Here is a 20,520-nt window from a genome sequence, read left to right on the forward strand (position 1 = left end):
CCCAATGCTAAATTGAGTCCATGCAAAAGTTTTGGAGGTTTTAGGGCAATCCAATTGCCTAGCCTCCATATCTTCAGGCTTTCTCACGTGGTAAGGGAGTGGACTCGTGCGCTTCGGGCATTTTTTAAAAACGCGAACCTGTTTTGATTATGTCGGGCATCAGTTTTTGATGCTTGCCATGGTGGGGCTCCCATTTTTCCTGGTGTCTTGCGGAAAGCAGGATGTGCCGGGCGTGCCTGTTGCCCAAGTTAATGGCAAGGCAATCACCGATTACCACCTGGACAGGGAACTGGCGCAGTCGGAAGCGGGCCACGCCAATGCGGATCGCTCCGGCGCGCTACAGACCTTGATCAATCGCCAGTTGTTGCAAGACGAGGCCCAGCGTCAGAGTCTGGATCGTGATCCGCACGTTTTGTCGGCCATTGAAAATGCGAAGGCAAAGATCCTGGCCCAGGCCTACCTCGATAGCCAGCTTGCCTATGTTGCGGCACCAACCAGGGAAGAGCTGCAAGCCTATTTCGACCGGCATCCCGAAAAATTTTCCAAAAGAAAACTATTTCATTTAAAGGAAATCGTGCTTCCGTCCGCCGAGCTGACGGGAGAGCTGAAGTCAGCGATGGATCTGGCGCATTCGATTGAGGATATCGCTGCATGGCTGGATGGAAGGCGCATTGTCTATAAGCTGGGTCGGCATACCCGCAGTTCTGCAGACATGCCGGCAGCGTTGCTCGCCAAGATCCAGGAGCTGCAGCCGGGCCAGATGATGGCGGTGCGAGAGGGAGGCGATGCTTACCTGATAGCCGTTGCATCGATTCAGGAAAGTCCGCTCAGCCTGGAAGCCGCCACGCCACAGATCGATCGGGTTTTGCTGGATGAAAAAGGACGCGAGCGGGGTGATGCCCAACTGGCGCGCCTGCGCGCCGGAGCGAAAGTGGCTTATCAGCCAGGCAAAAATTCAGAGTCACTTGCTATTACGCACGTTGACGCCATGCAAGCTGCTGCCGGTGCGCGAGTCGCGCCGCCGGAGACTCGGCAAGGGGCCGCTCAGTGAGGCGAGGGCAGTGCCTTGCGCGCTGGATAAACCGTTGGATATGAACCAGTTAGGGGATCTCAAAATGAAAAGCTATTTCAAATGGATGTTGGCGCTAATTACGTTTCTGGTCGTCGGCGCGGCTGCCGCAGCCGATATTGAGCTGGGCCCGGGAGACACCTTACGCGTCAATGTTTACGGTCATCCTGACCTTTCCCTTGAAACCAGGGTGTCTGAATCGGGCAGCATTTCTTATCCCTTGATCGGGGAGGTCAAGGTGAGCGGGCTATCACCGGCAGAAGCGCAGAAAAAAATCGCCGGCATGCTTGAACGTGGCGGCTACCTGCGCAACCCCCAGGTGAACATCTCCGTTGCCCAGAATCAAAGCCAGCAGGTATCGGTCTTGGGGCAGGTGACGCGCCCCGGGCGCTACCCGGTCGATGGCAAACGCAGTCTGACCGATATCCTGGCATTGGCCGGCGGCACGACACAAGATGCGGGCGACGTGGTCACGCTGGTGCGCACCCGTAACGGCAAGACCGTCAAGGAAAGCCTGGATCTCCATTCGATGGTGAGGACCGGCGACATGCATAAAAATTTGCAGCTGAAGACCGATGACGTGATTTACGTCGAGCGGGCGCCGCGTTTCTATATTTATGGCGAAGTCCAGCACCCCGGCACCTATAAGCTGGAACGCAACATGACCGTGATCCAGGCGCTTTCCGTTGGCGGTGGCTTGAGCCCGCGTGGCACGGATCGCGGCGTACGACTGAAGCGACGTGATGCCGACGGCACCTTGCGCGAGATTACCGCAAAACATGAGGATATCGTTCAAACCGATGACGTCGTTTATGTGCGGGAAAGCCTGTTCTAGGACTTCCCGCTTTATTCCCTGAAAGTTAAGTACGTCCGGAAAATATTGAAGAGTGTATCGATGAACTTCTACCAGTTTTTACAGATTCTCCGCGGTCGCCGAAAAATCATTTTCATGACGCTATTGGTAACAGTGCTGACAGCTTTTACCGTCAGCCTGGTGCAAACCAAGGTTTACAAGAGCACTACCTCGCTGGTGCTCAATTACCGTGGTGTCGATCCCGTCAACGGGATGGCCTTGCCTGCGCAACTGCTGCCTGGCTACATGGCAACCCAAGTCGAAATTATCGCCAGCAAGAACGTCGCGCTCAAAGTGGTTGACGAACTCAAGCTTGATCAAGGGGCAGAGGTCAAGGAGCAATTTCAGGAAGCCACCGATGGCAAAGGCTCGTTGCGGGACTGGCTTGCGGGTTTGCTGTTAAAAAACCTGGAAGTTGTGCCGTCTCGTGAAAGCAGCGTGATCGATATTACATTCAAGGGTGCCGATCCTAAATTTGCCGCATCCGTTGCCAATGCGTTTGCCAGCGCGTACCAGAAAACCGGCGTGCAACTGAAAGTGGAACCCTTGAAGAAAGTCTCCGGTTTTTTCAATGACCAGGCCAAGTTGTTGCGACAAAACCTCGAGGAAGCGCAAAACCGGCTATCCAAGTATCAACAGGAAAAAGGCATCGTCAATGCCGATACGCGCATGGATGTCGAAACTAATCGTCTGAACGAATTGTCGAGCCAGCTCGTATTGGCGCAGTCACAGTTGCTGGAAGCAACATCGCGACGCACCGGTGCAATGGGCGCTCATGCCGGTGAATCGCCTGATGTGGTGAGCAATTCGCTCATTCAAACCTTGAAGGCGGATCTGGCGCGTGCTGAAGCGCGGTTTTCCCAGACGCGCCAGAATTTGGGCCACAACCATCCGCAATATCTCGCCACGCAAGCGGAGGTGGGGCGACTGCGCTCAGAGTTGAATGCCCAGACTTCGGCAATTTCTCAAAGCGTTGCCAACAATGCACGCATACTTCAGCAGCGCGAAGCTGAACTGCGCAATGCCTTCAATCAGCAGAAAACCAAGGTGCTCGAACTGAACCGTGCGCGGGACGAAATAACAATGCTCGTGCGCGAGGTGGAAAACGCCCAGCGCTCCTACGATACGACAGCGCAGCGCTTCACCCAGACCAACATCGAAGGCCAGGCCAATCAGACTGATGTCGCAGTATTGAATGTGGCCGTGCCGCCAACCATGCCTGCAGGTCCGAAGGTGTTGCTCAATACCTTGCTGGCCGCTCTGCTCGGTACCGCTCTGGGCATCGGCATTGGCGTTCTGGCCGAAATGGCTGACCGACGCGTGCGCACGGTGAACGACCTCGTCGATGTGCTGGATGCGCCGGTGCTGGGAGTGATTGATTGGGGACGACGCGGAGGCGAACGCTTCAAGGCACCGCGGTTGGCGATGCAGCGTCCCATGCTGGCGAATTAGGAAAGGTTATTTATATGAATCAGCGCGTCCCTCCAATGGCAACATTGCCTGTCTCGATCAATCAGGATTCGACGATGGGCCGGATCCTGCTGGACCAGGGCAAAATCACAGCCACCGATACCGAACGCATCTTGCGCCTGCAACGCGAGCAGGGAATGCGCTTTGGCGAAGCTGCCCAGTCGCTTGGCTTGATTACGGAAGCCGATGTAAAACAGGTGCTGGCAAACCAGTTCGGTTTCCCTTACCTGCATCCGGGGCAGGGCGAATATCCGCAAGAACTGATTGCGGCTTACGAACCATTCAGCGACGAGGCTGAAATGCTGCGCGGCGTCAGAGCCCAACTGGTCCAGCGATGGTTCGGTAATGGTCACAATGCACTGGTTATCGTGAGCATCGGTCCGGAAGAAGGGGCGAGCCTGTTCGCAGCCAACCTGGGGGTTGTCTTTGCCCAATTGGGGGAGCCGACATTGATTTTGGACGCCAACATGCGTTCGCCCCAGCAGCATGAGATTTTCCGCCTTCGTGGCAGGCAGGGGCTGTCGGAAATACTGGCCGGACGTTGCGGCATGCACGCGGTCTGTCGCGTGGATTATTTCGAAGATCTTTCCATTTTGCCGGCAGGAACGGTGCCGCCCAATCCCCAGGAGCTTTTGTTCCGGCCCAGCTTCCGCGAGTTGCAGGAGAATTTGCGACGCCATTTCAAGACCATTCTTATCGATGTGCCTGCGCTCTCGACTGGCTCCGATGCACTGACGATTGCAGCAAATGTAGGTGGTGTCCTGCTTGTGGCGCGGCGGGATGGCACCTATCTGGCCGACCTCAGCACGGTGCGCGAAAAGATGCGCCGCGCAGGCGTGGAGGTGGTCGGGTCAGTATTACTCGAATTCTAGGGGTTCGCCAATGACCCAGACAACTGCGCTGCACATGGCAGTGCTGTAGCGTCTCGTCCGTTATCCTGGAGAAAAATGACAACCCCAAGTCCTGACATCGCTGGCGTCGGCGCAATGGCTGCCACTCCCTATTCGCACGACAATGTGCGCCGTGGCGTTCTGCATTACCTTCTCGGACGCGGAATGTCGGCGGCAGCGGGCTTTCTGACAGTGATTTTGCTGGTGCGCCACATGGAGGTAGCAGCTTATGCGGCGTATACGGCGATATTGGGATTCTGCGTGCTGGCAGGCATGCTTTCCGGACTAGGCATGGAAAGGGCGCTGACACGCTTCATACCTGAAGGGGTCATGCAGCATCCCGGGCTACCGTTGAGGCGCTTTATCTGGTGGACGAGTGCTGTCCGGATGGCCATCCTTCTGCTGCTTGTTTGTATTTTGTATGCTTTCTGGCCTGCGCTCGCGGAGCGTTTCGCAGGGCTGGCAATGGTACCGAAGTTTCCTCTGGCGCTCGCAGCTGTACTGGCAAGCAATGCCATGTTCCAGCTTTTTTCAGCAGTCATGCAGGCCATGGTTCAGCAAAAAAATCTGACCAGGATTCTTGTCGTGCAGTGGGCAGGACGCCTGGTCCTCGTACTGGCGATCCTCAGTGGCGGGACAGGCATCACGCTGGAACAGGCGTTATGGCTGATGGCTGTGCCTGATGGCATAGGCACAGTCATCCTGGCCTGGACTATACACAAGTGCCTGAGGACACCACCAGCCAGCACGAAACATGAGCAGCTGCAGGAGCGTGACGAGAATGATCCATGGCCGCCATGGCAGCAGGTCGGGAAGCTGTCCCTCAATAACTATGGCTATAACCTGCTCGCAGCCTTGCCGCAAGGGTCGTCGATGATCATTCTGGCAGCAGCCTTGCTGGCGGCGCCTTTTGTGGCCGTATATGGGTTTTACATTAATCTGATCGAGCGTTTTCGCCAATATCTGCCGCTGCAATTCATGCTCAATCTGGCTGAGCCTGTGTTGATAGCCAGTTATATCCGCGACCGCGATTTTGCCCGCCTCTGCCACCATGGCCGGCTATTGTACAAATTGAATTTGCTGCTGTTGTTGCCTGCGCTGGCATGGCTAGGTGCCGTCGCTGTGCCGATGACACATATTTTAACGGGTGGGAAGTACACCGAGCATGCCTGGATACTGCCGCTGTTGATTGCCCAAATAGCGGTCGGCAGTCACGCCACCATTTTGCAAATCATTATCAATGCCATCGGCAAGAGCGGCATTCTGACGGTTTCAGGCTGTTCGGCTTTGGTCGCAATGATGCTGGCCATTGGACTGGTGCTCTTCAGCGGCGAATATTCCTGGCTGGTCGTGGCACCACTGGTCTATGAAATGGTAAATAACCTGGCGGCAGTTACCCTGCTTGGAAAGAATGGCTGGCCCTATGACCTGCAATGGCGATTCCACGCGAAGCTGCTGTTGGCAACTGCCGGTGCGTGGGCAGGGGCGTTATTCGCCTGCGCGCAAATTGCATCGCCGCTGGGGCAAGTCTTGCTCGCCGGCGTAGTGGTTGCGGCACTTTTCTGCTTGAGCATTGCCTTGTTGCGGGTCGTCGAGCCAGGCGAGCTACAGAGCTTGCGCGGGATATTGAATCGAAAAAATGGACAAGATCATGCTCCAGACGGATCTGCCGTATCGCAGCGAGGAGTGAATCGTGAAGGATGAATGCATTGTCTTCACATGGCTGTCGCCCGACCAGCCGGGCTTTCTCGACTTTGCTTATCGGGTACGTTCGCTGGCGCAGCATTATCGCACCACGCTGGTCAGTCCTTATGCGCTGACACAGCCGGAATTTGCCATTGCCGGCATTGAGCACCTCGTATTGCCGCATGGCGGCAGCAGGCTGGGCTGGATTGGCTACATGCTGGACAGCGCCCGGCTTATCCGTGCCCGCAGGCCGGCCTGTGCCGTGCTGCTGCATTCCATGCTGGCGCCACTTGTGCTGCTGGCAGGCAGCACGCCTGTCGCTCTGTACTGGAACGAACATCCAAGCCGCTTCACGGCCTCGCCGCCGGGGCATCCCTGGCTCAAGCGAGTAGCAAGAAATTTGGCTTTGAAACTATTTTTCCTGCATGCGGCGAAGAAGGCCGACCTGGTGATGCCGATCGGCGAAGCGCATCAACAGGAATTGCTTCGCATAGGGTGCCGTGCCGAGCGGGTTCGTCTCCTGTACATGGGAGTCGATGCGACTTTTTTCCAGCATCGTGCAGGCAAGATGCCGCCCAATAAAGACGCGCCGCTCGAGCTCGTCTATAACGGTACAGTGAATCAGTTGCGCGGCAGGGACGTGATGCTGGAAGCTATTGTACTGGCCAATCAGAAAGGCAAGATCGCCCATCTGACAATCGTTGGCGCGAATGAGGAACAACTACGGTATTGCGGCGAATATGCAAGGCATTTCGGCATCGGCGATGCCCTGACAGTTTGCGGGCGCATTCCAGGTCGGGATATTCCTGGCATTCTGAGCAATGCGGATATCGGCTTGTGTTTTATGGAAGACCTGCCATGGTGGCGCTTCAATCCTCCCACCAAACTGTTCGAATACCTGGTCGCAGGAATCCCTGTTCTGGCCAGCGATATTCGCACCCATACCCAGTACATAGCGGATTGGTATAACGGCATGATCTGCCAGTATGACAGCCATAGTCTTGCCGGGGCGATTGCGCTTCTTTGGGAGCGGCGCGAGAGTTTGTCACTGCTGAAGGCCACTGCCCGCAAATCGGGAGAACAATATCTCTGGGACAGGATTGAGCCCGAGTTTTTAAAATCTATCAAGGCAATTGCGCGAACCAATCGTCAAGCCTCCTCAAGTGAAAGATCCACATTGTCGGAGCCCAATGGCGTCGATAAGGTGTCGAAGGAGGCATGATGCGTGATTCCGGCAAGCCTGCTGCACGAAGCTGTATCGTCGTTACCCGCTTTGCCCGGGAGCAGCCGGGCTTCCTGGATTTTTCCTATCGGATCAGGGCGCTGGCCAAGATTTTCCAGCTGACTGTCGTCAGTGACTTTCCGCTCAATCATGCAGAACTTGTCGTCGAAGGCGTTGAGTATCTGGTACTTCCTGGCGGTGACGGGCGCGCTGGCTGGTTGCGTTACATTTGGGCGTGCGGCAAGCTGTTGCGTGCGCGCCAGCCCCAGTGCGCCGTGCTGCTGCATTCCGCAGTAGCGCCAGTCGCCCTGCTGGCGCCGGGTATCGCCACGGCATTGTACTGGAATGAACATCCCACCCATTTTGCCGCAGCGCCGGACGAAATTGCGCCACTAAGGCGGCTTAGCCGCTTCCTCGCGCGGTGGCTACTATTTCAGGGCGCGCGCAAGGCCACAATCGTCATGCCGATCGGTGAAGCGCATCGCGATGACTTGCTTGCGCAAGGCTGCGTGCCGCAGCGCGTGCGCCTGTTTTATATGGGCGTGGACGCTGCATTCGATTCCGCATCCTTGCGCGGCTTGGGGCGCACGCCGGACGATGGGCTTACCCCTCTGGAACTTGTCTACGTTGGATCAATCAGCAAGGAGCGGGGACGGGACATCATGCTCGAAGCACTGGCGCTTGCCAACCGAGATTCCTGCATTGCGCGCCTGACCCTGGTTGGCGCAAGCGATGATGAACTGGCCTATTGCCGCGAATATGCGCGCCAGATCGGGATAGACGATGCGCTGAACGTACGCGGGCGCATCCCGGGGGCAGAGATTCCGGGGTGTCTGCAGCAGGCAGACGCAGGCCTTTGCCTCTGGGAAGACCGGCCATGGTGGCGCTTCAATCCGCCGACCAAACTGTTTGAATACCTCGTGGCCGGACTCCCGGTGCTGGCCAGCGACATTCGTACCCATACGGCCTATGTGGCCGACGGCAGCAATGGATTCATTTTCCGCTATGACAGCATTAGCTTGGCAAAGGCGATCGCGCAGATGTGGCATAGACGAGGCGACTTGCACCAACTCAAGCGGCAAGCGCGAGACAGCGGCGAACCCTATATCTGGCAGCGCATCGAACCGGCGTTTCTGCAGACAATGGAGGAGATCGCAAAATCATGAATATCAAGCCATCAGGCGCCTATGCGGGGAGCTTCAGCACACCTCGGCGCCATGAACACAGGTTGCCGCTCTGGGGGGCGATCGGCGCGCTGCTGCTGACCAGCGCCTTGTTCCTGGGCGTTTTGGCAACCAGCGCAGACATGGTCATGATCGGGGCAGGCCTGGGATTGCTGGCGGGCGGCTTCCTGCTGGCGGCACCGCGACTGGTTGTTTGGATCGTGATCGGACTGGGCCTGACTACGGGGGTTCTGGTGTCTCTTGCCGGCCCTGCATACGTTCGGTTGCCGTGGGCGCTTTCGCTGGTGTCGTTCATCCTGTGGCCGCTGGCCCTGTTTCATTTGCTGCAGCATAAGCGCGTTCCGCTGTTTGTCTGGCTATCGCTCGGGTTTGTCTTGCTTTGCGTTGCGACCAGTGTATTCGACTGGCATTCGCTGGATGAATTCGTGGCCGGCTTCAAGCGCTATTTTCAGGGCTATGGCTTGTTGTTCGCGCTTGCCGTGCTGGCATTCAGTTCCGACGACATGCGCCGGTGGCAAAAGCTCTTGCTGGCGATTGCGCTATTGCAGCTGCCATTTGCCTTGTATGAGGTAATTTTCCTGGTGCCGTTGCGCGGTGGCCTGGAGGCAGGCAGCGCGGCACTTGATGTGGTCGCGGGAACATTCGGCGCCAACCTTCGCGGTGGCAGCCCGAATGCGGAAATGGCCGCATTTCTCCTGATCGTGGTGGCATTTCTCAGCATGCGCTGGCGCGCCGGCTTGCTGCGCACAGGCCCCTATTTGTTTTATGCGCTGATATGTCTCATTCCCCTGGGGCTTGGCGAAACAAAGATTGTCGTGCTGCTGTTGCCCCTGTTGGTATGCGTGGTATTGCGCCGCGACTTTCTGAAGGCGCCGATGCGCTATTTGCCGGTCATCCTGGGATTTTTTGCAATCACCCTGCTGCTGGGTTATATCTACGTCACGGTGATGATGAAGAGCACATTTGCAGGCGTACTTGCGAATACACTTCACTACAATTTCGAACAGGCGGGATACGGCGATGCTTACCTGAACCGCACAACTGTCCTCAGTTTCTGGTGGGAGCGCCATGGCTGGGATGATCCGCTCACGCTGCTGTTCGGTCATGGTCTTGGCAGTTCCTACTGGTCTCCCAGCAATCTCCTGGCGGGGCACATCGGCACGCAGTTTGCCCGCTACAGCATTGACCTGACCGCAGTTTCCTCGATGCTGTGGGATGTCGGGCTGATCGGTGTTTCGCTCTATGTCATGGTTTTTTTCGCGGCCTGGCATACGGCGAATCAGTTGGAACTGAAGAGCCTTGATTCGGCAACACGCGCCGATGCACTTGCCATTCAAGCCGCCCTTACCATCATTCTGGTCTTTCTTTTTTATAACAACAGCGCAGTCAATATCTTGCCGTACCAGGTACTCATAGCCACCTTGCTGGGTTACCTGGGCTATCTCTATCGTACCGATCCTGCCTTGGTCGAAATGGCTGGAAAGCCTCACCGTTATTCCTCTCACCAACAATTTTTCCATCCATGAGCTATCGCGACAAGATCCATCTGCTGTTCGTTTCACATGAATCCTGGCCAACGTTTCGTCCGGATGTGGCTGTGCTGTTCGGGAAATACTTGCCGCGCTTGGGTGTCACCAGCGACCTTGTGACGGAACACGAGGCGGGCGATGCGAAGGAGGGGCGGGCCTGGGGTGGCGGAAAGGCGCTGTTGTGCCGGCTGCCCGCTGGGCGGGCTGGACAGCATATCGTCAAGACCTGGCATAACCTGCGCGTCCTCGCCAGCTTCGACCGGTCGAAATACGATGCCATCCAGGTGCGGGACATGCCAATGATGGCGCTGGCCGGCCTGGCAATTGCCCGGCTGCGGGGCGTGCCGTTTTTTTACTGGATGTCCTTTCCCCAATCGGAAGGGCAGATCATCCGGGCACAGGCACGCGGGCCGCGTGCCGGGATGCGTTACTGGTTTCCGCTGCTGCAGGGCACTGTCGGAAAATGGCTGCTGTATCGCGTCGTGCTGCCGCGGACCGACCACGTATTCGTCCAGAGCAGGCAGATGGCAGAAGACGTGGCCAGCCAGGGGATTGCCCGCGATCGCATGACGGCTGTACCAATGGGGGTGGATCTGGAAATGGCGCGCCCGGAACAAATCCTGCCCAGCGACGATTCGCGCCTGTCCGGCAAGCGCGTGCTTGTCTATCTGGGCGCGCTTGACCGCGTGCGCAAGATCGAGGCGCTCTTCGAGATGCTGGCCATCGTACGCCAGGAAGTTCCTGACGTCATGCTGGTGCTGGCAGGTGATACACCGGATACGGAACACCGCGCGTGGCTGCAGCAGGAAGCAATCCGGCTGGGCGTCATGCCCGCATTGCTCTGGACAGGTTGGCTGCCCACCGAGCAGGCATGGCGCTACGTACGGGCGGCAGAAATTGGCTTGTCAGTCATTCCCCGCGGCTTTTTGCTGGATTGCGGATCGCCGACGAAGGCGGTGGAATACATGGCGCTTGGGCTGCCCGTCGTTGGTAACGACAATCCTGATCAGGCACTGGTGGTCAGCGAAGGAAATGCCGGCATCTGCGTCAAGCTCGAGCCGCAGGCCTTTGCCTCAGCCGTCATCCAGTTGCTGGGCAATGCCCACCAGCGCAGCCAGATGGCCCTCTCGGGCCAACTCTACGTGCGCCATGCGCGAAGCTATGACAAGCTCGCCCAGGAAGTGGCGCACACTTATCGTCATTTTTTTTCGCAAGACAAGCGGGATGCAGCATGAATGGTCGGGTGCTTGACCTTTGCCGCCGTAGGCAAGCGCACGGCGCATTGATTGCATTATGTTTTCCCCTGCTGATGGCAATGCCGGCCGAAGCAGGGGAGTGGCGCCCGCTCAAGGACCAGGACCTGAGCATACAGCCCGGAAGCATTCTGGATTTTTCCGCACATGTCGGTACTGGACAGGCAGGCAGGCATGGGCGTGCGATTGCCACGCCGGACGGTCACATCGCATTTGAAAAGAAGCCGGGGCAGCGCCAGCGCTTCATGTGTGCCTCTCAGCCGTATGGCGTCGAGGAAGGCTTCCCGGATCATGAAACCGCGGACCGCTATGCGCGCCAGTTGCGCATGCATGGGTACAACCTGGCGCGCTTTCATTTTGTCGAAAATGTCCTGATGCATGGGCGCAGCAAGGATTTCGACTTTGATCCGGTGCAGCTGGACAGATTCCACTATTTCCTGGCTGCGCTCAAGCGCGAGGGAATTTACTGGATGATGGATGCCCTGACGTCGTGGAATGGCGCCTATGGCGATGTCGGGCCGGACCGGTGGGCGGATCGCCGCAATGTCAAGCTGGGAGTGTATCTCGATCCCGCTGACCAGCAACACTGGCGCCAGCTGGTCGACCGGATACTGGCCTTGAAAAACCCCTACACAGGCCTTAGCCCGCTGCAAGACCCGGCGCTGATGGCGGTGATCACCGTCAATGAAGGCGGACTGAATCCCTTGTTGAACCACAATGCCAGCCCGGCGTTGAATCGGGAGTTCGCCCGCTGGCTGGCGCGCGAATACGGCTCGGCAGGCCATGCACTGAAAAAATGGGGCGCTCACGCCGGCACGAAAGAGAGCATCGAATTGCCTCGGCACGAATGGAGCGCATCGCCCCGGATGCAGGATGCGCAGCGTTTCCACTTCGACCTGCAAGCGCGCACGCACCAATGGATGACGGCGCACCTGCGCAGTCAGGGTTACCCCGGCATGATTTCCAGCTTCGATAACTGGTTCACCATGCAGGATATCGCCGCGCGTGCCCAGCTTGACCTGGTTGCAGCGCACTCCTACCACGATGAGGCGAGCGCATTCACCGCACCCGGGTCGACCATCAAGCAGCTTAGTTCGCTGTCCGACAGGCTGGCGTACATTCGCGACCTGGCTGGCGGACGTTACTGGAACAAGCCATTCGCCGTCACCGAATTCGACCAGCCATTCTGGAACCGCTACCGATATGAATCCGGCCTGGCAATGGGGGCCTATGCAGCGTTTCAGGACTGGGATGCCATCTGCCGCCACGCCAGTGGTCCGATCGAGCTCGAATATGGCAGTCGTCGCGGTGCCCGCCACCAGTACCTGTTTCCATTCACGGCCGGCGCAGATCCGGTACTGCGCGCCAGCGAGACACTGGCAGCATTGCTGTTCCTGCGCGGTGACGTCAGGCCTTCGGTATCCCGCGTGGCACTCAAGCTGGATGGCGACTATGTGTTCAAGCGGCAGTCAGGAATCGGCCTTCTAGCCGACGACGTCGAACTGATTGGCCTGGTGAGCGGCATGGGCGTGATCTGGGAGCCGCGTGTGAAAGCGGCCGCCGGGGTCAAACTGGATCTTGCCATCGATCCGGATGATGCCGCGCCCACTGGCATTTCCCGCCTGATGCGCAAGGTCGGCAACCTGGTGGCGATCAATGCGCCGTCCCGTGCAGACGAGGAACGTCTTGCGATGTTGAAAAAGGCAGCCATCCTTCCAGCAACCAATACCAGCGATGCAGCCAGGGGCATACTTGAAAGTGATACCGGCGAGATTCACCTCGATGCCCGCATGCGTACATTGAGCGTGGCAAGCGCCAGAACGGAGGCGGCGGCATTTGACAGTGTGCCGCCGACGGGCTTGCGTCAATTGCGAATCAAGGAGTCCAGCGCTCCTGCATTACTATCCGCCTCGGCGATGGACGGCGGTGCATTGAAGTCCAGTTCACGCATATTGCTTATATTTGCGACGGATGCGCGCAACACTGGCATGGAATTCGGCGATGCAGAAGCCAAGGTTTTAAAAAAACTGGGTGGCAAGCCAGTCTTGCTGAGAACGGCAAAGATCCGTTTTGAATTGTTGCATGCAAGCCCGGAAAAGCTGCGCCTGTTTGCATTGACGCTGAACGGTGAGCGCAGTGTTGAGCTGCCGCTCAAGAAGTCCGGGAAGGTTCTGGAAATTGAACTGGATACCAATGCGCTCCCCGACGGTCCGACTACCTATTTTGAACTCGTGCACCTGCCTTCGTGATTGTGCCTGTAGGGCGCGCGACTAGATGACGGCATGCATTATGCTGCGATGCAAACGCATGTTCCCCCACGGGGGGATTTGCTCAGGCGTTCTGGTTCTTGTCCTTCATGATTGCCAGTGACAGGTAGGGCACCATGACTGCGCCGGTAACTGTTTTCAATAGCTTGGACGACAGGAATATGAGTTTTTTGGCCAGCGGGAAGCGGTTGTCACCGCGCGACTGCACATACCAGAGATCAATATTATCTTTCATGCCGGGCGCCACCGGTTTCAACAGCAGCGAATTTCGCCTTGTCCGATTGAGGATTTCAACAACCTCCTGGACGCTGCCGCCACGTATGCCCATTCTGAGCAGTTCTTTCCAGGATTTATCCTGCAAATCCCTTTTGGAAAAGTGACGTGCATAAAAGCAGGCTAGTTTGTCAGGCAAGTAATTAATGAATGGCAGACCACCGGTCGTATGCGTTTCAATCGGAAATCCGATATGCGGCGTCTGGTTGAGGAACAGGATGCCGCCCGGTTTCAAGACACTCCAGAGTTGATGCAGGATGGGCTCCCGCTCATTCGGCAAGAGATGTTCATACACTGCGCTCAATACCACATAATCGAATTCACCGATCCCGGCGGGTAATGAATCCGGATCCGGAGACTGGAGAAGGTCGACATTGTTGTAGCCATAATGTGCTGCGCGTTGCTTTGCGACTGATACAAGCTTTTCTTCCAGTTCGACACCAATGATTTTTGTTTGCGGGAACATCCTTGCCAACACCATCGTCGAAGCGCCGCTGCCGCAGCCAAAGTCAAGCAAGCACTTGCCCTTGAAATGTTCCAGGTCCTGGAAGCTCAATAAGTCATAGTTCAAGGACTTCTGAACAACATGATCAGGCGATTCCTCCCGCATGATTTCATCGCACAGCCAGTTGGGCCCCTTGATTTCCAGTATTTTTTCGATTAACGCAACGGGATAGCTTGTTTCGCATTGCGCAATTGGAATGAACAAGTCCCTGGTCATCCTGACATTGACTTTGTTTTTGTTGTTTGGAAGCTGTTCTATATAAACTTCAGCATCCTGATGTTTTAAAACGGTCATGTTTTGGCTCCGGTTGGTTGTCGACCGATGGAAATGAATTTATTGTCTTAAGTCAGAGGAGGGATTACGAGCCGCTCAACGCCGATCCAGCCATTTCAGTAGCCCATGATTTGGTTGGTACTGGTCGCGCTCGGCCAGCAGGCCAGTATAAATTTCAAACGTTCGCTTGCCGATGTCGAGCCACCTGTAGCGTTCGAGAACAAAGCTGCGAAGCCGGTCGCGCTGGCCCGCTTCCTGGCTGGCCGCTGCGCGTTGCTTGAGAAGAGAAGAAAGTGATTGCACATCGCCAACAGGAAAGTAGTCAATGTCATTGCAGTCAATTTCACGATTTGCGCCGATGTCGCTGGCAATCGCCGGCAGGCCATAGCTCATGGCTTCCAGCAGTGCGATGGGCAAGCCCTCGTGCGAAGACGGCAAGACGAAGATCCCGGCATGCTGATAGAGCTCTTTCAACGCCATGCCGGTCTGAAATCCCGTGCAGATGACATCGGGCGTTGCTTTGGCCATTTCAAGGACCGAGGCGGTATAGCTGTCCGGATGGTCCGCACTGCCCACAAGTACGAGCTTCCAGCCATGGAGCGCAGCGCTGGCGAATGCCTGAATCAGGTCATGATGACGTTTTTCCGGCACGAAGCGGCTGACCAGCAAAACATAACGTTGCGGCTGCAGGCCGAAGCGGTCAATACTGGTAATGCTGGCGGTGCGCTCCGGCATTTCCACGCCATTCGGTATGACTGCGCAATCCAGGCCGTGCTTCTGCCGCACGAGTTGACGGATGCCGTCTGAAATTGCAATGCGCCGGTTGGCAAAGCGCATGCCGCAATACTCGCCCAGACGCAATACCTGTTTTGCGAGTGCCCCCCATTTCTGGCGATCATAGTCGGGACCATGATGCGTGACGACGACACGCAGGCCGAAAAGGCGCGCAAGCGGTGTCATCAGGCCAGGACCGATTGCCTGGATATGCAGTATGTCGGGACGCTTGATCGCAGCGTACATCACACCAAGGAAAGTATGGACGATGGCTTCCAGGCGTTTTGATCGCGGCGACCAAATCGTACGAAATCGCACATTTTTCCATTCCGGCCCCACGTCTGGACGCTGGTACGATGAACGGACGATGACGGTGACTTCGCAGCCCAGTGTTGCCAGGTGAGGGCACAGGTTCTCGGCATGCGTTTCAACCCCGCCCTGTACCATGGGAAATCCACGCAAGCCAAGCCACATGATGGACAAAGGTTTTTTCATAGCGATACTCCGAGGCTCTGGTAGAGATCAAGCAAGCGCTGGAGATAATGGCGAGCGGTGAATTCCTTAAGCATCCACGCGCGGCCGGCCTTGCCCATATCGTGCACCTGGCTGCGATCCATGTTTTCAAATTGCCGTAATTTCTCAGCCAGTTCAAGATAATCGCCGCTGGTAAACATGGCACCGGTTTCGTTTTCCCGGATCAGTTCCGGAATGCCGCCGATGCGGGCGCCTATGACAGGACGTTCCAGGGCATAGGCTTCCATGATGCTGACGGGAGCGTTTTCATACAGTTCGGACGGCAAAACAAGGGCGCGCGCCGAACTCAGGATGCTGAAAAGTGTTTTGCCATGCTGGTATCCCAAAAACTGGATATTGGCGCCGGTGCTTTCGGTCAATGCCCGCAGCTTTTCTTCATCCGGGCCGGTACCTACGATCCATCCGCGAACACCAGCTTCGGCGACTGCGCGAACAAATGTCGCGACGCCTTTTTCAGCGGCAAGCCTGCCCATGTAAAGATAAGCCTTGCCCGGAGCGTGATGGGGCTCGAGATGTTCTGCATCGACGAAATTGGGGATGTAAGTGAAGCGATCGCGGGGCCATCCCCATTCGACGAGCTTGTCCATGCAGAACCGGCTCGGGACGACAAAGCGGTCAATGCCATTTTCATAGCTGCCCAGGAGGCGATGCAGTGCGGTTTCCGCCATGACTACGGTGCTGAGCGCAAAAGAATCCTTGACGCACCGCTGGCGCGCGACATTCCAGATGGCGCCACCTTTGCAGCGCTCGCAGACACCGTCACGCGCCAGCATCTTGTATGCGGGGCAGGCGAGCTTAAGGTCGTGCACCGTCATGACGGTGGGGATGCCACGTTTTTTAAGCACGCCAAGAAAAGACGGGGAGAGATGATGATAGACATTATGTGCGTGCGCCACCTGCGGCTTTGCGGCGTCCAGCAGACGGGAGATCTTGCGGCGTGCTTCAAAAGAATAGGCGACTTTCTGGGCGCGCAATGCCTTTTCCATGAACGTGTACTCTTCGCCATATTCAATTTCATCAACGAAATAGTCTGCCCACTCACTCGGAAGATTTTTTTCGTGGCGCATGGCAAACGGCACGATTTTCCAGCCGTTCTCTTCGAATAGCCGGTTCTGCTCGAGGAATACCACCTCGGCGCCGCCTCGGCGGTAGTAATAGTTATTAATCGACAGCAGAGTACTCAAGCGAGACACCTTCCTGATGGTTGAATTGGCCTTGATGCGTCGATTTAAATGCGTATGGCGTCGAACGTCTGTGTTGGCGGTGCGCGGTGAAATTGCGTCTCAAGTTCACCGCCAAGCTGCTGGTGTATGGTGTTCTCAAGGTATTCCCTGAATGCCGCGCCGACTTCAGGATGCCTGAGCGCGAATTGCACAGTCGCCTCGAGATAGCCTTTCTTTGAGCCGCAGTCATAGCGTATGCCTTCGAATTCATAGGCATATACGGTTTCTTCGGTGATCAAATTGGCAATGGCGTCGGTGAGTTGCAGTTCACCGCCGGCACCCGGTCCAATATTGCGCAGGTGTGAAAATATCGCCGGCGTCAATATATAGCGGCCCACCACGCCGAGGTTCGATGGTGCATTTTCTGGCGCCGGTTTTTCAACGATGCCATGCAGGCGAAGCAGGCGCTCTCCTGCGGGCTTGCCGGCGACTACGCCGTAGGAGCGGCTTTGTTGTGGTGATATGGATTCGACACCGATGACGCTGCTTCCATGCTGTGCATGCAATCTGGTCATCTGGCGCAGTACTGGAATTTCACTTTCCAGCAAGTCATCAGCCAGGATGACGGCAAACGGCTGGTTATGCACAAGCCGTTCTGCACACAGGACAGCATGCCCCAGGCCCAATGCTTCGGCCTGGCGCACATAAAAACATTCGACGTTTCTCGGCTTGATGCTGCTCAGCACGTTCAGCAATGCGTGCTTGTTGTCTGCCTCAAGTTCCTTTTCCAGTTCGTAAGCCTTATCGAAATGATCTTCGATTGCCCTTTTGTTACGTCCGGTAACAAAGATCAGTTCGGTGATGCCCGCCGCTGCAGCTTCTTCAACTGCGTACTGAATGAGCGGCTTGTCAACGATTGGCAACATTTCCTTGGGACTGGCTTTGGTGGCCGGTAAAAATCGCGTTCCGAGTCCGGCAACCGGGAAGACTGCTTTGGTGATTTGTTCAGGCATGAGATTCATTTCCTGTGATGAGAAGAGCTTGTTCGGGGCAACAGTCTTCGTGTTGTCGGGCTTGTAAGGGAAGAGCAATAGCTGATGGCTTTTACGATAGCCCGCTGTTGTTTTTGTATTTTGCTCACTGTCAAAGGCGCAATCAGAACCTGACAAATGGCTGCGCCTGATTAATGTTCAAGCGCCTGCATTTCTGATTGGCGTTGCGTCAACACCTCATAAGAAGCATTCCGCTCTGACAAGAAAACTGCCAAAAATAAAGAAATTCGCCCAGTAAATTCTATCCAGGCGGAACTTAGTTCTGCGGGGCAAGGTCTGTTACTGCACTTTCCGAACGGAAAAATGATGAATGAAGTTGGTTGAGTCTTTCGCCATTTCCTTCGTGTCAGGATTATTTGCCGTCCAACTTGCGTTAGTGCAAATAATCGCCAATCCGCAATTTCAGGAGTAACGATTTGAAACGCATTGCTATACCTTCTACATTAATTTTCTCCCTTATCTTGTCTGCCTGCGGTGGCGGCGGCGGCGGTGCAGTCGATACCGCAGCAGCCGGTTCATCCACCCCGACTTCCTCTGCCAGCACCAGTGTCGTTCTCGATAGTTCGGTAGCAACAGAACCAGCCACCGTGCAGGCGGCACCGTCATCGTCGACGTCCGCAGCGCCCGCAACGACTAGCCCATCAGCCGCACCAGCAGCGGCTGCCACGGCATCGATCGATCAGATCATTGCCGACATGACATCCAAGAGCGAAGCGGTCGCCATCGATCCGCGCTATGACTGGCAATATCAGCCGGCGATCGTCATGCATGCACCGCGCGGCGATGCTATCCCCAGCTGGTGGACCGGCAATCGCCCGGAGTGGACTTATAGCGTGCTGACCTGGTTTACGACCCAGGAAGCGCAGGGCAACGCTGCTACCAATACCCGTGTCCAGGTGGCCAACCTGCGTTTTTACATCCTCTCGGAGGCGACGCGTACATGGAAGCAGTATGACGTCAAGGCTGCGCCGTACTCGGAAGAGTGGAAATATCCATTTGCCTATGCCGGTGCCGGTTCGCCGCGCAATGAATCGTCTGGCGGTGTTTCGGTCAAGCCTACTTATCCGAATTTCTATCATGGCTATGGCAACTCGGTTAACATTGATCCGAAGGATGTCCGTGCAGTGTATGTATCGATGGATTTCAAACTGGCGGTCGACAACACCAGCAAGCCGGATGACCGTGCAAGCGCGAAATACGTGGTGAATGCCGGCGCCGACTACTGGCCTGGCAACGGCCAGTCAACCTGGAGCCTGGGTTATGCGCCGGGTATCGGTACCGGTCGTACGATGTTGGCGAGCAAGGACTGGCGTACCGCGACCCTTCTGGTGCCGAACAAGAATTACGGCAGCACGATGGAAGAGATCCGCAAGAACCCGCCGCCGCTGCAATAATTTCTGCGAACTCCGCTCCGCGGTAATGCAGTACACAGGATGGCCGCGCAAGCGGCCATTTTTCATGCGCGAGCAATATTCACCAGCTGGCGCAGCACTACCTCCACCGGCGGCAAGTCCTCTGTGCCCCATACCAGCAGCCCCTGGCGGTCAATCAAGAAAACCTGCCCGGTATGACTGTCGGGGCCATCGTTGCGGATCTGTAAGGCTGTCCTTAACTGATCCAGTTCCTTGACGGTGGGCAGGGCGGCAACCCAGTTTGGGCCGGCGCCGAATTGCCGCAGCCAGGCAGAAAGCGCGCGTGCATCGTCACCCAATGGATCGATGCTGACCGATAAAAACTGGACGTTATTCTTTACATTGGCGGGCAGCTGATGCTGGACTGCCGCGAACAGCGCCCCTTGCAGGGAACAGGTCTGGCTGCAGCCAGTGAACATGAATTGCAGCGCTGTGGTTTTGCCGCGCAATTGGGTGTGCAGGTCGGTGGCGGCGCCATCATGGCGAACAAGCTTGATGGCCGGCAGTGCCAGAGGCGGCCGTATCGCTCCGACGAGGGCGTGCGAATGCGCCAGGCGAGAGATGGTGCTGGCAGCAAGTGCCATTCCAGCCATGCAGCAAAGGACGCTGCGCCGTCGTGGATCTATCACTTGCCGTTTCAGCTCACTCATCGTCACGCTTCTCCGTAAGGTACAGCCATAAGGCCAGGCATTGCTCATTACTTAGTTCAAAACGCGGCATGGCGCGGTTCAATACGACGTATTCTGGATCGACGCCGGAACGCAAGGTCTTGCAAAAATTTTCCCTTTCATACGCAAATGCCGGCCCGCCTCGTCGCGTGCGGGCTTGTTGCAGCCAAGCGCTGCTGAGCGACGGTGCCGATTCCTTTTTGGCGACGCCCGATTTATCCGGGACATGACAATTGATGCATCTTGCAACCTGAGGCGGCAGCCTGGCCTGATGTCCGGAAATCATCGCCGGAATGGCTTCCTTGCCTGTGAAAATATCCTTCCCTTGCCGGTATTGCTTTTGCAGCGTCATCTCTTCCTGGTTCCCGGCTGAACAGGAAATGGTCATGAGGCACAATGCACACAGAGACAGGGTGGCAGGTAATTTTTTCCATAACTGGCTT

General features: G+C 56.5%; 17 protein-coding genes. 11 read left to right on the forward strand and 6 right to left on the reverse strand.

What is annotated here, in order from left to right; all coding sequences use genetic code 11:
- Positions 1-106 precede the first annotated feature (106 nt).
- The 10 genes from EKL02_RS09730 to EKL02_RS09775 all read left to right on the forward strand — a co-directional run bounded on the left by EKL02_RS09730 (position 107) and on the right by EKL02_RS09775 (position 13,405).
- Positions 107-1,051, forward strand: a complete 945-nt coding sequence (locus tag EKL02_RS09730; protein ID WP_128901862.1) for an EpsD family peptidyl-prolyl cis-trans isomerase — start codon at positions 107-109, stop codon at positions 1,049-1,051.
- 64 nt (positions 1,052-1,115) lie between these two features.
- Positions 1,116-1,904 (forward strand): polysaccharide export protein EpsE, encoded by a 789-nt coding sequence (gene epsE / locus EKL02_RS09735; protein ID WP_128901863.1) that lies wholly within the window; start codon positions 1,116-1,118, stop codon positions 1,902-1,904.
- A 114-nt stretch (positions 1,905-2,018) separates the two neighbouring features.
- A complete protein-coding gene (gene epsF / locus EKL02_RS09740) occupies positions 2,019-3,374 on the forward strand; it encodes a chain length determinant protein EpsF (protein WP_241687674.1) in 1,356 nt (451 codons plus the stop codon).
- 14 nt (positions 3,375-3,388) lie between these two features.
- Entirely contained in the window at positions 3,389-4,264 is an 876-nt protein-coding gene (gene epsG, locus EKL02_RS09745; RefSeq protein ID WP_128901865.1) for a chain length determinant protein tyrosine kinase EpsG, read from the forward strand.
- A 114-nt stretch (positions 4,265-4,378) separates the two neighbouring features.
- Positions 4,379-5,986 carry an oligosaccharide flippase family protein gene (locus tag EKL02_RS09750; protein ID WP_164931995.1) on the forward strand — a complete coding sequence of 536 codons (1,608 nt, stop codon included), beginning with the start codon at positions 4,379-4,381 and terminating at the stop codon, positions 5,984-5,986.
- Positions 5,976-7,190, forward strand: coding sequence for a glycosyltransferase (locus tag EKL02_RS09755; RefSeq protein ID WP_128901867.1), 1,215 nt, complete (start codon positions 5,976-5,978; stop codon positions 7,188-7,190). The genes EKL02_RS09750 and EKL02_RS09755 overlap by 11 nt, the downstream gene beginning before the upstream one ends.
- A complete protein-coding gene (locus tag EKL02_RS09760; protein WP_128901868.1) occupies positions 7,190-8,356 on the forward strand; it encodes a glycosyltransferase family 4 protein in 1,167 nt (388 codons plus the stop codon). The genes EKL02_RS09755 and EKL02_RS09760 overlap by 1 nt, the downstream gene beginning before the upstream one ends.
- On the forward strand, positions 8,353-9,900 hold the full coding sequence (locus EKL02_RS09765) for a hypothetical protein (RefSeq protein ID WP_128901869.1): 1,548 nt from the start codon (positions 8,353-8,355) through the stop codon (positions 9,898-9,900). The genes EKL02_RS09760 and EKL02_RS09765 overlap by 4 nt, the downstream gene beginning before the upstream one ends.
- Positions 9,897-11,138, forward strand: a complete 1,242-nt coding sequence (locus tag EKL02_RS09770) for a glycosyltransferase (protein ID WP_206732372.1) — start codon at positions 9,897-9,899, stop codon at positions 11,136-11,138. The genes EKL02_RS09765 and EKL02_RS09770 overlap by 4 nt, the downstream gene beginning before the upstream one ends.
- A gap of 74 nt (positions 11,139-11,212) precedes the next feature.
- Entirely contained in the window at positions 11,213-13,405 is a 2,193-nt protein-coding gene (locus EKL02_RS09775; RefSeq protein WP_128901870.1) for a glycoside hydrolase, read from the forward strand.
- 82 nt (positions 13,406-13,487) lie between these two features.
- Here EKL02_RS09775 and EKL02_RS09780 read toward each other — a convergent pair whose 3' ends face one another.
- The 4 genes from EKL02_RS09780 to galU form a co-directional block, all read right to left on the reverse strand.
- Positions 13,488-14,495, reverse strand: a complete 1,008-nt coding sequence (locus tag EKL02_RS09780) for a class I SAM-dependent methyltransferase (protein WP_128901871.1) — start codon at positions 14,493-14,495, stop codon at positions 13,488-13,490.
- A gap of 75 nt (positions 14,496-14,570) precedes the next feature.
- Positions 14,571-15,743, reverse strand: coding sequence for a glycosyltransferase family 4 protein (locus tag EKL02_RS09785; protein ID WP_128901872.1), 1,173 nt, complete (start codon positions 15,741-15,743; stop codon positions 14,571-14,573).
- Entirely contained in the window at positions 15,740-16,912 is a 1,173-nt protein-coding gene (locus EKL02_RS09790) for a glycosyltransferase family 4 protein (protein ID WP_206732373.1), read from the reverse strand. The genes EKL02_RS09785 and EKL02_RS09790 overlap by 4 nt, the downstream gene beginning before the upstream one ends.
- A 98-nt stretch (positions 16,913-17,010) precedes the next feature.
- On the reverse strand, positions 17,011-17,958 hold the full coding sequence (galU, locus tag EKL02_RS09795) for a UTP--glucose-1-phosphate uridylyltransferase GalU (RefSeq protein ID WP_128903456.1): 948 nt from the start codon (positions 17,956-17,958) through the stop codon (positions 17,011-17,013).
- 500 nt (positions 17,959-18,458) lie between these two features.
- On the opposite strand from galU, the gene EKL02_RS09800 reads away from it, so the two are divergent.
- Entirely contained in the window at positions 18,459-19,391 is a 933-nt protein-coding gene (locus tag EKL02_RS09800; RefSeq protein WP_128901874.1) for a hypothetical protein, read from the forward strand.
- A gap of 62 nt (positions 19,392-19,453) precedes the next feature.
- Here EKL02_RS09800 and EKL02_RS09805 read toward each other — a convergent pair whose 3' ends face one another.
- Both EKL02_RS09805 and EKL02_RS09810 read right to left on the reverse strand, forming a co-directional pair.
- Complete coding sequence (locus tag EKL02_RS09805; protein ID WP_164931996.1) at positions 19,454-19,993, reverse strand: SCO family protein; 540 nt, start codon at positions 19,991-19,993, stop codon at positions 19,454-19,456.
- A gap of 58 nt (positions 19,994-20,051) precedes the next feature.
- Complete coding sequence (locus EKL02_RS09810) at positions 20,052-20,465, reverse strand: hypothetical protein (protein ID WP_128901876.1); 414 nt, start codon at positions 20,463-20,465, stop codon at positions 20,052-20,054.
- Positions 20,466-20,520: the final 55 nt, after the last annotated feature.

The organism is Janthinobacterium sp. 17J80-10 (assembly GCF_004114795.1).
Taxonomy (GTDB): Bacteria; Pseudomonadota; Gammaproteobacteria; order Burkholderiales; family Burkholderiaceae_D; genus Paucimonas.

Coding starts and splice junctions, on each gene's coding strand:
- epsF (WP_241687674.1), top strand. CDS start 2,019: ATGACGCTATTGGTAACAGTGCTGACAGCTTTTACCGTCAGCCTGGTG.
- epsG (WP_128901865.1), top strand. CDS start 3,389: ATGAATCAGCGCGTCCCTCCAATGGCAACATTGCCTGTCTCGATCAAT.
- EKL02_RS09805 (WP_164931996.1), bottom strand. CDS start 19,993: ATGGCACTTGCTGCCAGCACCATCTCTCGCCTGGCGCATTCGCACGCC.
- EKL02_RS09810 (WP_128901876.1), bottom strand. CDS start 20,465: ATGACCATTTCCTGTTCAGCCGGGAACCAGGAAGAGATGACGCTGCAA.
- galU (WP_128903456.1), bottom strand. CDS start 17,958: ATGCCTGAACAAATCACCAAAGCAGTCTTCCCGGTTGCCGGACTCGGA.
- EKL02_RS09750 (WP_164931995.1), top strand. CDS start 4,379: ATGGCTGCCACTCCCTATTCGCACGACAATGTGCGCCGTGGCGTTCTG.
- EKL02_RS09775 (WP_128901870.1), top strand. CDS start 11,213: ATGGCAATGCCGGCCGAAGCAGGGGAGTGGCGCCCGCTCAAGGACCAG.
- EKL02_RS09780 (WP_128901871.1), bottom strand. CDS start 14,495: ATGACCGTTTTAAAACATCAGGATGCTGAAGTTTATATAGAACAGCTT.
- EKL02_RS09765 (WP_128901869.1), top strand. CDS start 8,353: ATGAATATCAAGCCATCAGGCGCCTATGCGGGGAGCTTCAGCACACCT.
- EKL02_RS09770 (WP_206732372.1), top strand. CDS start 9,897: ATGAGCTATCGCGACAAGATCCATCTGCTGTTCGTTTCACATGAATCC.
- EKL02_RS09760 (WP_128901868.1), top strand. CDS start 7,190: ATGCGTGATTCCGGCAAGCCTGCTGCACGAAGCTGTATCGTCGTTACC.
- EKL02_RS09785 (WP_128901872.1), bottom strand. CDS start 15,743: ATGAAAAAACCTTTGTCCATCATGTGGCTTGGCTTGCGTGGATTTCCC.
- epsE (WP_128901863.1), top strand. CDS start 1,116: ATGAAAAGCTATTTCAAATGGATGTTGGCGCTAATTACGTTTCTGGTC.